This is a genomic window from Psychrobacter maritimus (assembly GCF_029953575.1).
Classification (GTDB): Bacteria; Pseudomonadota; Gammaproteobacteria; order Pseudomonadales; family Moraxellaceae; genus Psychrobacter; species Psychrobacter maritimus.
The window spans coordinates 2,101,897-2,115,966 of record NZ_CP124526.1; the positions used below are offsets into that span (position 1 = coordinate 2,101,897).

Consider the following 14,070-nt stretch of genomic DNA (forward strand, 5'->3'; position numbering starts at 1 on the left):
CTTATACCACCGTCATCATTACCAGCACCAACAGCACAGCCACACCCAAGCCAAAGCTTGCAGCGTAACCTCGAAGTGACCCTGTTTGCGTCGCCGACAATACCTTGTTACCAACAGATGCCAGCTTAGGTAATAACAGCCACGTTTTATCGATAGGGTCGGCTTTAAATAAGCGGCCGATGAACAAAAAGGGTTTTACAAAAACTATATCGTATAGCGCATCAAAGCCCATACCGTGATAGCACCAATGATATAACGCTGCGCCTATAGAGGTGCGCTTAAAGCGGGTCAACATGCGACCTTTATCGACGACATATAAGAATGCTGCGAGAATCAAACCAGCAAGCATGGCGCCCATGGCGATATATTCCGCCGTATGTTTGTCATGTGCTTGACCAGCCACTTCTAATAAATGCCCAACGCTCTCTGGCAATACGCCTTGCAATGGTGGCGTAATCCATGCACCAACGGCGGTTGATAATACCAGCAATACTGTCAGCGGTAGCCAATATGACACACCAGATAGCTTGTGCGCAGGGGTTTTTTCTTCACCAAAGAAGATGATCCAAATCATACGGAAGGTATAAAGTGCGGTTAAGAAAGCACCAAATACGCCCATATAGAATAAGACTTGGTGACCGGTTGCGTAGCTTTCCCACAAAATCGCTTCTTTAGAATAGAAACCAACGGTAACCCAAGGTATCGCCGCAAGCGCACCGCCACCGACGACATAGCACCAAAATACTAACGGTATCTTTTTGCGTAAACCGCCCATCTTAAAGATGTTTTGTTCATGATGAACCGCAAGAATCACCGCACCTGATGATAAGAATAGCAAGGCTTTAAAGAAAGCATGTGTCATCAAGTGGAAGATAGCCCCTTGCCATGCGCCAACGCCCAATGCTAAGAACATATAGCCGATTTGGCTCATGGTCGAATAAGCAAGGATACGTTTAATATCGGTTTGTACCAGTGCACAAAATCCAGCAACGACGAGCGTCAATGCACCCACTGCCCCAACCCAGTACAACAAGACGCCCGGTGTGAGGAGAAATAATGGATGTAGACGCGCAATCAGATAAACACCCGCAGTAACCATCGTCGCTGCGTGAATCAAAGCCGATACAGGCGTTGGACCTGCCATTGCATCAGCAAGCCACGTATGTAGTGGTAACTGCGCTGATTTACCCATCGCCCCACCAACCAACATCATGGTGGTCAAAATCATCGTTGGATTATTAATATCAAAGATTTCCGGCGCACGGGTAATAATTTCTTGAATATTAAGCGTGCCAAATTCGCGGAATAATAAAAACAAACCAAAGGCTAAAAACACATCACCAACGCGGGTGACGGTAAAGGCTTTAATCGCTGCCCGACCATTAGCGCGGTCTTGATAATAAAAACCAATCAGCAAGTAAGAACAGATACCGACGCCTTCCCAGCCAAGATAGAGCAAGAACAAGTTATCCGCCAATACCAGCAATAACATGCTGGCGACGAATAAGTTCATATAGCTAAAGAAGCGCGCAAAGCCTGTTTCACCTTTCATATACCATGCGGCAAAAAGATGAATCAAAAAGCCGATACCGGTAATAACACCCGTCATCGTCAATGCTAAGCCATCAAAGCTTAGACCAAAACTTGGCGCAAAATCGCCGACTTGAAACCAAGTCCATAGCGGAATCTCGATGACCGTACCGGCAGGGTTGCTTGTTAAAAAGGTATAGCTGACCATCAGCGTGCAAAGTGCTGATAGCAGCATGCTACCGACACCGACAATCGCTGCTACCTGCTCGCTTAACTTGTCGCGCATAAAGGCTAGAATCAAAAAGCCAACGAGCGGGAATATAAAGGTTAATGGTAATAAACTCATGACATCATCCTTTCATCTCATTGGCGCTATCGACATCAAGATGCCCACGCTGATGATAAAACCGCAATAATATTGCCAAACCAATGGCCGCCTCTGCCGCTGCTAAAGTCAGAATAAAGATAAACATAATCTGTCCATCTGGATCAACCCAGCGGCTACCTGCGACCACAAATGCCAAAGCCGTCGCATTCATCATGATCTCAAGGCTCATCAGCATAAATAAGAAATTACGCCTTACCATGACACCGCACAGACCTATCGCAAATAAAATACCGGCCAAAATCAATCCATGGCTCATGGGTATCATACCCAGTACATTTTGCGCCTCAGCAACCGGCTGCACTAAGCCTGCTACCTCGTGGGCAAACGGCACATTCGCAACCTCCTGTGCCACGCTCGCTGCTAGTACCATCAGTCCGACTCCTTGCGCGTGACTTTATTCACACCTACCTGCGTACCTGCTTTCATGCCGACTTTCTTGCCAACATAGTCATGCGGGTCAACATCTTTATATTCGTATGGTTCAGCCATGTTTACTGCATCAGTATCTATGGGCATGCCGTTATCATCGTAATGTTTGATACTGGCGACATTTGGATTGGTTGCTTGGCTAGCACCTCGGCTTGCATTACCTTGACTTGCGTTACCGACAATCTCATCATCGATAGACTCTTTACCCAAATGATAAGCGGCAACCAAAGCGGCTAATAAGAGCAATGCCGCCACTTCTATCAGCATAATATATTTGGTAAACAGCGCCGTACCTACTGCTTTGGCTGAAATCGTTGTACCGCCAATCATCGCCGTATCATCATGGTTAAGACCAATCATCGCATACAGCACAACCGCGATAATAATCGTTAGCCCCGTCGGTACCGCCCAAGTTTTGGCATCAAGCCAGCGCTCTTCGCGCTCATCATTACTCATGCCGAGATTTAGCATCATAATAACGAAAACGAACAACACCATAATGGCACCGGCATAAACGACCACTTCAAGCGCACCAGCAAAAGGTGCCCCTAATACAAAGAAAATACCTGAGATGGCCAATAACGACACAATCATCGATAAAATAGCATGCACTGGATTGGCGAGGGTCACCACGCGCAAGCTGGCAAAAATTGCCACCGCTGCCAGCGCATAAAACCCTGCCAATTCAGGACTATTTAAGATATTCATCATGGTAGCAAGCTCCTTAGATCAATCGGTGCAGCTTCATTTTGTGCCGCGCCTTTTGGTTTATCTGCTACCGCCATACCCGTCACGCGATAATAGTTATAATCGGGATATTTACCCGGTCCTGAAATCAGCAAATGCTCTTTTTCATAGACCAAGTCTTGACGGACGTATTCGCCCATCTCAAAATCTGGGGTCATCTGAATCGCGGTCGTCGGACACGCCTCTTCACACAAACCACAAAAGATACAGCGTGAAAAGTTGATGCGGAAAAACTCTGGATACCAGCGTCCATCTTCACGTTCTGCTTTTTGCAATGAGATACAGCCGACCGGACATGCCACAGCACATAGGTTACAAGCGACGCAGCGCTCATCACCATCAGGGTCACGAGACAAAATGATACGTCCGCGAAAGCGCGGCGGTACTGGTACCGGCACTTCTGGATAAAGAATGGTGTCGCGTGGCCTGATTGCATGACTATTGACCATCCACATACTTCGGACAATGGTAAACATACCAATGACGGTCTTTTTTATCGTAGTAAACATGGGATTATTATCCTTATCAGCTTTACCCTAGTTCATCAGTGATGGCTAGTAATGGCTACTAGTAATGACTACAACGTTGGGGAAAAAATCAAAATGACTGCAGCAGTAACCAACAGATTAATCAAGGTTACCGGCAGGCAGACTTTCCAGCCAAAGTTCATCACCTGATCATAGCGCGGACGCATGAGTGAGCCTCGAGCCAAAATAAACATGGTCATAAAGAATAGTGTCTTAATCATGAACCAAAAAGCTGGTGGAATAAACGGAATATCTAAATTAAACGGCGCAAGCCAACCACCGAAGAACAAACAAGTCATCAACGCAGAAATCAGTACGACGTTGACATATTCACCGATAAAAAACATACCAAACTTCATGCCAGAATACTCGACATGATAACCTTCGGCCAATTCTTGCTCGGCTTCCGGCTGATCAAATGGATGTCTATGGGTAACGGCAACACCAGCAACGACAAAGGTTAAAAAGCCAAAGAATTGCGGAATGATATACCAGCCGTCAATTTGCGATTCAACGATTTCACGTAGGTTAAATGAGCCAGTCAGTGCAACCACACCCATCAATGATAAGCCTAAAAAGACTTCATAACTGATGGTTTGCGCCGCAGAACGTAAGCCGCCAAGTAAAGAGAATTTATTGGCAGATGCCCAGCCACCGAACATCACCGCATAGACAGCAATACCTGCCATAGCAAAGAAGAACAAAATACCGATATCCCAATCAGCAACCCCAAGGGATGGCGAGATAGGAATAATGGCAAAAGAGGCCAAAGCGGTAAACATGGCAACCGCAGGCGCCAAGGTAAACATAAACTTATCGGTAAAGTTTGGCGTCCAATCTTCTTTAAAGAAGATTTTGAGCATATCAGCAACCAGCTGCAACGAGCCAAACGGACCAACACGGTTAGGGCCGTAACGGTCTTGCCAGAGTGCTAGCATGCGGCGCTCATAAATAATCATCATTGCCGCGACAATGACCACCACCAAAAAGATGACCAGCGATTGCACGACCATAAAAAGTATCGACCAGGTATCAAAGGTCATCATACCAGCCAAAAAGCTTGGCACATCAGGGATAATACGGGTAACTTGCATATTACACCTCCTGTGTGGTGGTCGGCGCGCTGCTTACTGGCGTTGCGCGGTTATTGGTATTGGCGGTTAAAGCACTATCAGTCGCTATGCTGCCCATCATCGTCACCGGTGCATCAACTTTACGTACCGATGCTGGCATTGACGGATGAATGATATCCACCTGCCCAACCGGATAGCCGATACAACCTTCTGCTAAGTAACCAACGAGCTCAACGGGTAAGGTAATTTGCTGTTTATCAATCTCAATCGCCAGATAATCACCCGCTGCAAGACCCCAGTCTTTTGCATCGTCAATACCGACGCGCCATGTTGCTAGCGGTAATTGCTCAGCAACCACTGGGCTACGTGATGCCATCATAGAGCTGGCATAAAGGTTATAAATCGGTACCAGTTTTGCTTGTCCTTGCTGCATATCCGTGGTCGTCACCGAAGTAACTTCTGGGGCAACATATTGACGCGTGGCTAGGCGCTCTAATTGATCAAACAGACGGACGCCTGGATCACCATTTTTGAGGCTACCACCGACTTTATCTTGGTATTTATTCCATGCTTGCGGTGAGTTCCAACCGGCTGCACTGGCAAAAGGAATCATCGAGCTTGGCGTTTGCTTACCGCTATAGCCTTCCATTGAGAAGGTTAAACCGGTATCCAAATCTTTTGGCTGCATCGGCTCATGCACAGATACCGGTGCACGCATAGAAGTACGACCTGAGTAGCGGCGCGGCTGACGGGCAATTTTTAGACCAGTCATACGGTAATCAGCATCAGGAGCAGCGCCCTTAATACCAGCAAGTTTAGGATGGGTGGCAACCAATGCATTGATGACATCATCAAGCTGTGTCCAGTCGACATCGCGACCTTCTAAGCTGCTATGAACAGCATGTAACCAGCGCCAGCCTTCTTTGATACTGCTCATCGGATGATAATATTCGTTATCATAAACTTGGAAGAAGCGCTGCGCACGACCTTCAGCAGAGATAAGCGTACCGTCCGCTTCCGCAAAACTGGCAGCTGGTAATACGATATCGACATCTTTATGCCAATCAAGGAGCTGATGGTCAAGGGCGATAACGGTTTTATCGGTCAATAACTGGGTTAATTTATGCGCATCAATGGCATCCGTTAACTGGTTTTCAGCAACGATAACCACATCGAAATCAGTGGCTAATAACTCTTCGACTGATTGACCGCCAAGCATACAAACACCAATACTATTGGCATCAGGAACCGCTAAATAAATACCGGCTTGCGCATGGTATTGTTTATTAACTTCTTTTAGCTCAAGCTTGGTTGCCGGTTTACGTTCGACGTCGTCTTGCGCTTCTGTATCAACACCGGTTTCAGGTTTGTTCGGTTTAGCAGACAAGTCTTTGTCTTCGCTTTGCTGAGCAGTTGCTGCTTGTGCTTCAGCGGCTGCAACCTTCGCGTTATGTTCCTCAACCTGCTGCTGCTCAGTAGCTTTAATCGCTGCCCGCTTTTGGCTCAATGCTTGAGTGATTTGTGCCGCTGCTTCTATCAAAGCAGTCGATGATAAGCTGCTACCAGAGACAACTAACGGCTTATCGGCTTGAATCAAGTCATAAGCAATTTGCTGTGCCAACGCTTGCATAGCATCAACATTAGCATCGTCATCTGACGTTGGTTCTGCGATTTCTGCTAAATCATCAGCAAAATCAGCAATTGCATCGGCGACTTTAAAGCCAAGCTTGGTAATATCTTCAGGTGTCGCAACAACGCTGACTTTACTGATATCTTCTAGCTTAGTTTGGATAACATCGATGACATATACCGGGCTTTGTACGCCTTGACCAATACGTTTGACTGGCTCGGCCAACCACGATTGCGTTTTGGTCGCTGCAGCCATTTTAATGGCTTCATTTTTTGCTGCTTGACGAATCGACAGCGCCACACGTGATGAAGTTTGGGTAATATCTTCACCTAGCACCAATACCGCATCATGGCTTTCAATATCCGTCATACCCGGGTTATAAATACCCTCAGTACTCAATACTTCAATGCATTTATTGACCAGTGCTTGCTGCTGATGGTTTAAACCAGTTGAAAAGTTATCAAAGCCGACCATATTTTTTAGCGCAAAGTTGGTCTCAAGACTGGCACGTGGTGAGCCAATACCGATGACTTTTTTATCTTTGATACGTTTGATGGTTTCGTCTAACGCATAATCAATATTAATTTTGACATGCTTATCATTGATACGTTCTAGCGCTTGCGTTGGACGGTCTTCGCGATTGACATAACCGTAACCAAAGCGACCACGGTCACATAAGAAGTAACGGTTTACTTCACCGTTATAGCGGTTTTCAATACGGCGTAATTCACCATAACGCTCGCCCGGAGAGATATTACAACCGGCTGAGCAACCATGACAGATGCTTGGCGCATACTGCATGTCCCATTTACGGTTATAGCGCTCAGAGTGGGTTTTATCGGTAAAGACACCGGTTGGGCATACTTCAGTTAAGTTACCAGAGAACTCGCTTTCGAACTGACCGTCTTTATCACGACCAAAATAAACGCGCTCATTTGAGCCATAAACGCCCAAATCTTCGCCGCCCGCATAGTCTTTATAAAAACGTACGCAGCGATAGCAAGCGATACAGCGGTTCATCTCATGAGCGATAAACGGCCCAAGCTCTTGATTATGATGGGTACGCTTAGTAAAGCGATAGCGTCGACGGCTATGACCTGACATATAGGTCATGTCTTGCAAATGACAATGTCCGCCTTCTTCACAAGTTGGACAGTCATGCGGATGGTTGACCATCAACAGCTCAACCATCGACTTACGAAAGGCTTTGGCTTCATCGTCAGTGACCGAGATGTACATATCATTGCCCGGAGCAACCATACATGACATCACCAGGCGACCGCGACCCGCTTCCATATCTTCTTTAGACTGATATTGCTTAACCGCGCACTGACGGCAAGAGCCGACTGAACCTAAGGCGGGGTGATAACAAAAATACGGCACATCAATGCCGAGTGATAAACATGCTTGCAGCAAGTTATCTGCGCTATCTACTTCGACAGTGGTTCCATCAATATGTATGACTGCCATGCCGCTCTCCTTATTTCACTTCTGGCTGTTGATTGGCTGCAGCCTCAATGACATCTTCACCAACCGCCTGCGCAATTTTTTGATCGAACTCAGGACGGAAATATTTAATTGCACTCATTAGTGGTTCCATCGCACCCGGCGCATGGGCACAGAAGGTTTTACCGATCCATAAATCACGGGTTAAGCCTTCTAACTTCTCAACGTCACCGATTTGACCTTGACCATCATTAATGGCGGTCAATATTTTTACGCCCCACGGTAGACCATCACGGCATGGCGTACACCAACCGCACGATTCACGTTGGAAGAAAATCTCAAGGTTGCGCAGTAATGGCACCATATCTTGTTCTTCATCGACGACCATGATTAGCCCAGTACCCATACGGCTACCGGCTTTTTGAATGGTGTCAAAATCGACGACGGTATCTAGATGATCAGCGGTTAAAAAGTCGGTTGATGCGCCGCCCGGTAACCATGCTTTAAGCTTTTTACCTTCCTGCATACCACCAGCAAAATCTTCGATAATTTCGCGCGCTGTATAACCAAATGGTAGCTCCCATAGACCGGGATCATTGACCAGACCTGAACAACCAAATAGCTTGGTACCCGGAGTTTCGACCACGCCTTTGGCTTTTGGTAAGTCTTGATACCATTTGCTACCGTGCAAAATAATCGCTGAAACGTTATGCAGAGTTTCAACGTTATTAACTACGGTTGGACGACCCCATGCACCTGCCACCTGTGGAAACGGTGGTTTGGTACGCGGATTGGCACGGCGACCTTCAAGACAGTTAATCAAAGCGGTTTCTTCACCGCAAATATAACGACCAGCGCCGGTATGGACGTGCAAATCAAAGCTAAAGTCAGATCCTAAGATATTGTCGCCGACCAAATTATTGGCACGCAATTCTTCAAGCGCCGCCGTTAGACGCTCTGCTGCTAAGATATACTCGCCACGAATAAAGATATAACCTGCCGTTGCACCAATCGCGTAGGCAGAAATCAGCATACCTTCGATAAGCTGTAGCGGTAGGCGCTCCATCAAGAGACGGTCTTTAAAAGTACCCGGCTCCATCTCATCGGCATTACAGACGAGATAACGTGGACCGCCATCGGGTGGTGCCATGAGCGACCATTTGATACCAGCTGGGAAACCTGCACCGCCCCGACCTTTGACCACTGATTCTTTAATGGTATTTAAAGTGTCGGCTGGCGATTGGTTTAAAGCCATCTTTAAAGCTTCAAATCCGCGTAGTGATTCATAAGTGGCTAAATCCAATACCGCATCGTGATGGGCGAGGCGCCATGTAAGCGGTTTGGTTTCACTAGTTGCGGTCGCTTTATCGCCATAAACAGGAATACGCTGGTCATTTAATTGGCTTGGCGCTTTGCCTTGACCGCGACGAGCAATCTGCTCTGAAATCGTTAAACTCATGCGTATAGCTCCAACAATTGGGCGACTTCGGTGGGCTGCACAGGACCATAGGTGTCTTCATTTATTAAGACAGCAGGACCTTTGTCACAGTTGCCCAAACAGCAAATCGGCAATAGCGTAAAGCGGTTATCAGCGGTAGTCTGACCATAGTCGATGCCCAGCTGCGCTTTTAATTCAGCCGCCAGCGCTTCATAACCAGTTAGATAACAAGCGACCGAATCACAGATAAGAATGACATTGCGACCGACTGGCTGACGATAAATACGGTTAAAGAAGGTTGCTACCCCATCCATATCGGTCACAGGAATATTTAGGATATTAGCAATGGCATTGACTTGTGCATCATCGACCCAGCCGTTACGCTTTTGCACGATTTTTAGTGCATCTAAAGACGCTGCCCGTGGATGAGGATAATGATGCATAAACTCATGGATAGCTGCAATTTCTTCAGCGGTTAAGATACTTGCCACATCTACTTTTGGCATTTTATCGGAAACAATTCTCATAATCTTTTTCTTTCCTCACTCAGCCCACTGTTAAGGTTGCGCTCATGGCGCAACGACAGCGTTTTGGTGTGCCAGTTTGGCGATAACATATTAATGAACGTGTCTTACTTTTAATTTATAACTTCTAATATTTAGCATTTAGCATTTAGCAGTCATAAAAGATGATGATAAATGCATTACGGCTAACACTTAGCGGTCACAATCGGCCATCACAATATCAATCGATGCCAGATACATAATGGCATCGGATACCAGTGAGCCATTAATCACCGATGGCATCTGCTGCAGGTGCGCAAATGTCGGCGTGCGAATACGGGTACGATAGCTCATCGTCGCTTTATCTGAGGTGATGTAATAACTGTTTAAGCCTTTTGTGGCTTCCACAATCGTGGTGCACTCACCCGCTGGCATCACAGGACCCCAAGAGACGGAGATAAAGTGGTTAATCAAGGTTTCGATGTCATTCAAGGTACGGTCTTTTGGCGGTGGTACTGCCAATGGATGATCCGCCTTATAAGGACCTTGCGGCATATTATCCATACATTGACGGATGATACGTAGCGACTGGCGCATCTCTTCGACTTTTACCATACAACGATCATAAGCATCGCCGTTATAGCCGACTGGAACTTCAAAGTCGTAATTCTCATAGCCCATGTACGGACGCGCTTTACGCAAATCAAAATCTAAACCAGTCGCACGTAAACCTGCTCCAGTGACGCCCCATGCCAATGCTTGCTTGGTATTATATTGCGCAACGCCTTGGGTACGACCTTTAAGCACACTATTTTGCAGCGCTGCTTTGACATACTCATCCAGACGTTTTGGCATCCATTCTAGGAACTCGCGAACCAAACGCTGCCAGCCGCGCGGTAAATCGTGCGCTGTACCGCCGATACGGAACCACGCTGGATGCATACGGTAACCGGTAACGGCTTCGATGACGTCATAGGCTTTTTGGCGGTCGGTAAACATATAGAATACTGGGGTCATACCGCCTGCATCCTGAATAAAGGTACCGACAAATAGCAAGTTATTGGTAATACGGAAAAACTCACTCATCATCACGCGGATGGTTTCAGCGCGCGGCGGTATGGTAATACCTGCAAGCTTTTCAACCGACATGATATACGGCAGCTCATTCATTACGCCGCCGAGATAGTCGATCCGGTCGGTATAAGGAATGAATGAGTGCCACGTTTGACGCTCAGCCATTTTTTCGGCGCCGCGATGGTGATAGCCAATATCAGGAATACAATCGACCACTTCTTCACCATCAAGCTGTAGCACTAAACGGAATGCACCGTGAGCCGATGGATGGTTAGGACCGATGTTCAGGAACATAAAGTCTTCATCACGACCCGAGCGTTTCATGCCCCACTCTTCAGGGACAAAGCGCAGGTTTTCTTGCTCGTATTGTTGTTTGGCGGTATTCAAGAAATATGGGGTAAATTCAGTGGCCCGCGCATGATATTCTTTGCGCAGTGGATGACCTTCCCAATATTTTGGCAATAAGATACGGGTTAAATGCGGATGACCGCTAAAGACAATACCGAACATATCCCACACTTCACGCTCATACCAGTTGGCATTTGGCCAAATCTTGGTAGCGCTCGGTACATTAAGATCGTCTTCGCTTAGCGCGACTTTGATACGCACATCGCTATTACGCTCAAGCGACATCAAATGATAAAACACCGTAAAATCGCTGTCAGGCAACCCTTGGCGATGTTGACGCAAGCGCTCATCTATCGCTGATAAGTCAAATAGCATGACATAAGGTTTTGGCAATTTACGCAGGTATAATAGAACATCTAATAAGTCGGCACGCGCAACCCACACCGTTGGAATCTCATCCACCGTGTGCTGTACGACAAACTTACCGGCATACTTCTGCTCAAGCTCGGTGATAACCGCTGGGACAGGCTTAATCTTAGGATCTATGTTTTCGACTACCGTGACCATGAATGATGTATTCCTTCATTAATCATAATTAAGCTATGTTGAACACAACTGAACTATGTTGATCATAACTGAACTACGATGAATATATGCGTACTGAGCATTTTTACGGATTATGAATGATTGAGCCAAACAAGCAAATAAAATACCTTATGCTTAAATACTGCTTTTTCACATACAGTTTGGCTACATACTTGCTGATTAAATACTATCTGGGCTACGCAAGTTTTTCACAGCGATACGATCTGCTTGCTTACGGTCACGCTCAGGCGTCATTTGTGGCTGATAGATACCCTGCTCATTGACATGAATACCCAGCGGACGGCGCTCTTTGGTAATCGACTCTTGCAGCAGCATCAAGCCTTGAATCAAGGCTTCTGGACGCGGTGGACAACCGGGCACATAAACATCAACAGGTATGATTTTGTCTACGCCTTGCACCACTGAGTAGATGTCATACATGCCGCCCGAGTTGGCACAAGCACCCATTGAGATGACCCATTTTGGCTCAAGCATTTGCTCATATAGACGCTGAATAACCGGTGCCATTTTTACAAAGCAAGTACCAGCAACAATCATCACGTCCGCCTGACGGGGCGAGGCACGAATAACTTCGGCACCAAAGCGTGATAAATCGTGAACCGCAGTTAAGGTAGTTGCATATTCGACATAACAGCAAGAGGTACCAAAGTTAAATGGCCACAGTGAGTGCTTGCGCCCCCAGTTTGCTGTTGAATGGACAAGGTCTTCGAGACGACCCATAAAGACGTTTTTATTGACTTCGTCTTCGAGCGGATCATTGACCGTTTGACTAGTCTGTGCAGGATAGGTATCTGCATCAGGGTTGGCTTTTGTTAATGTGTATTTCATAACATACAACCTTTATTTTAAGCGCCATGCGGCAATCAGATTGCCACTACGAGCGCCATAACTTCTATTATGAATAAATTAATCGTGCTGACATACTGGAATAAGGCTAAAGCAATCTAGCTATAAGCAATTAGCGTTCGACCTTATCGGGCTGCGCAGAGGTGGCAAAATCCACGGAGGTTATATTACCTGTGGTATTAATATGATCGATATTCTGCAAATGACGACGATTGGTCTCAATGTTGTTCGAGACATTAATTTGCCCTGAAGATTGCGCCGGTATTTTACCCGTCGGATCAACCATCAGCTCATCAACGCCATCAAATTTGGTGATGTCTGCCAAATTGAAACCTGCTGGAGCCGCGTGTAAGCGAGGTTGCTTACGGCGTTTATCCGCCGGTGCCCAGTTCATCGCACCCAGACTAAGCTCGTATACCAAGCCAATAATCAAGATAGTGATAAATATCGCGGCAGCGACAAAGCCAAGCCAGCCAGCCTCACGAACGGAAACCGCATAGGCGTATAGATACAGCGCTTCTAAATCAAAAATAACGAAGAAGATTGCCACCAAATAGAATTTGGCAGACAAACGAATGCGGGCGTTGCCAGCTCCGACAACACCCGCTTCAAATATCTCTTCTTTTTGTGAGCCCTGAGAGCGACCGCCAAGTAAGCGCGGAACGACCAGCATAAATACAACTAGCCCAATGGCGGCTAAAATAAAAGCGATTGCTGACCAATTAAAAGCAGACATGATAATACGTGCTCCTCACCCAATCGAGTGTCAAGCGCACCGCAAATACTCACAAATAATGGTAGTAATGGCGACAGGCGTAACGCAGACGAAAACACAAAGTAACTGTCATTGAGTCACTTTATTTGAGTAAATTTGTTTAAATAACTCAGTGATTGTATAAATCAATGACTATTATAGCTACTGTGCTGGTAATAACCAATTATCAAGCTTATTGACGACGATGTCAGACGTGACCAACTGTAGATGTTCCGCTCTGTACACGGATAAAAAGGCTGGTCGCCCAACGCATCTTGTAACAACGTAAGATCAACGTATTAAATCAATATCATATTCGGTGTTTACTTAATTGATTTAATAGCTCATTACACGTGGTCAACAATGACGTGACAACTGGCATAAATTATTTACGTACTATACGCATATCGGTAATCAAAAGCTAGTTTTTAACTGCATTGAACGGTCATTTTCTCTGCAAAAAAAATATGTTTTTTTTACCATAAACTATGATATACACGTTACCTTATATTAAGCCCAAATCCATATTTCTAAAAAGGCGCCGGTATATATAGTGTAAGTCACGCAATCCAAACGCTTTTTTACTCGGCACTCATCCTTCAACTCCTCACCCAAAGATGGGGTTTTTGCTTTATAATGACCCACTGAATTTCATGGTAGTATCGGCAGCTATTTTAACGACAGCGGTTATGATTAATTGTCACAAAATATTAACTGCCATGAGCTAAATT

General features: G+C 46.0%; 11 protein-coding genes. All 11 read right to left on the reverse strand.

The genetic code is table 11. From position 1 onward, the window contains the following. Nucleotide 1: 1 nt before the first annotated feature. Nucleotides 2–1,876, reverse strand: a complete 1,875-nt coding sequence (nuoL, locus tag QJS82_RS08800) for an NADH-quinone oxidoreductase subunit L (RefSeq protein ID WP_281490243.1) — start codon at nucleotides 1,874–1,876, stop codon at nucleotides 2–4. A 4-nt stretch (nucleotides 1,877–1,880) separates the two neighbouring features. Beyond that, nucleotides 1,881–2,189: an NADH-quinone oxidoreductase subunit NuoK gene (nuoK, locus tag QJS82_RS08805; RefSeq protein WP_045445153.1), complete on the reverse strand. Its 309-nt coding sequence runs from the start codon at nucleotides 2,187–2,189 to the stop codon at nucleotides 1,881–1,883. Between the two features lie 98 nt (nucleotides 2,190–2,287). Next, nucleotides 2,288–3,058, reverse strand: a complete 771-nt coding sequence (gene nuoJ, locus QJS82_RS08810; protein ID WP_281490244.1) for an NADH-quinone oxidoreductase subunit J — start codon at nucleotides 3,056–3,058, stop codon at nucleotides 2,288–2,290. After that, nucleotides 3,055–3,603, reverse strand: coding sequence for an NADH-quinone oxidoreductase subunit NuoI (gene nuoI / locus QJS82_RS08815; protein ID WP_079691073.1), 549 nt, complete (start codon nucleotides 3,601–3,603; stop codon nucleotides 3,055–3,057). Before nuoI ends, nuoJ begins: the two co-directional genes overlap by 4 nt. 68 nt (nucleotides 3,604–3,671) lie before the next feature. Beyond that, nucleotides 3,672–4,667 carry an NADH-quinone oxidoreductase subunit NuoH gene (nuoH, locus tag QJS82_RS08820; RefSeq protein ID WP_201562763.1) on the reverse strand — a complete coding sequence of 332 codons (996 nt, stop codon included), beginning with the start codon at nucleotides 4,665–4,667 and terminating at the stop codon, nucleotides 3,672–3,674. A 49-nt stretch (nucleotides 4,668–4,716) separates the two neighbouring features. Then, nucleotides 4,717–7,794, reverse strand: coding sequence for an NADH-quinone oxidoreductase subunit NuoG (nuoG, locus tag QJS82_RS08825; protein WP_281490245.1), 3,078 nt, complete (start codon nucleotides 7,792–7,794; stop codon nucleotides 4,717–4,719). A 10-nt stretch (nucleotides 7,795–7,804) separates the two neighbouring features. Beyond that, nucleotides 7,805–9,229, reverse strand: coding sequence for an NADH-quinone oxidoreductase subunit NuoF (gene nuoF / locus QJS82_RS08830; RefSeq protein ID WP_281490246.1), 1,425 nt, complete (start codon nucleotides 9,227–9,229; stop codon nucleotides 7,805–7,807). After that, nucleotides 9,226–9,735 carry an NADH-quinone oxidoreductase subunit NuoE gene (gene nuoE, locus QJS82_RS08835; RefSeq protein WP_201562539.1) on the reverse strand — a complete coding sequence of 170 codons (510 nt, stop codon included), beginning with the start codon at nucleotides 9,733–9,735 and terminating at the stop codon, nucleotides 9,226–9,228. Before nuoE ends, nuoF begins: the two co-directional genes overlap by 4 nt. 189 nt (nucleotides 9,736–9,924) lie before the next feature. Then, nucleotides 9,925–11,700: an NADH-quinone oxidoreductase subunit C/D gene (nuoC, locus tag QJS82_RS08840; RefSeq protein ID WP_281490247.1), complete on the reverse strand. Its 1,776-nt coding sequence runs from the start codon at nucleotides 11,698–11,700 to the stop codon at nucleotides 9,925–9,927. 198 nt (nucleotides 11,701–11,898) lie between these two features. After that, nucleotides 11,899–12,567 carry a NuoB/complex I 20 kDa subunit family protein gene (locus tag QJS82_RS08845; RefSeq protein WP_201562543.1) on the reverse strand — a complete coding sequence of 223 codons (669 nt, stop codon included), beginning with the start codon at nucleotides 12,565–12,567 and terminating at the stop codon, nucleotides 11,899–11,901. Between the two features lie 130 nt (nucleotides 12,568–12,697). Beyond that, entirely contained in the window at nucleotides 12,698–13,321 is a 624-nt protein-coding gene (gene ndhC / locus QJS82_RS08850; protein ID WP_281490248.1) for an NADH-quinone oxidoreductase subunit A, read from the reverse strand. Nucleotides 13,322–14,070: the final 749 nt, after the last annotated feature.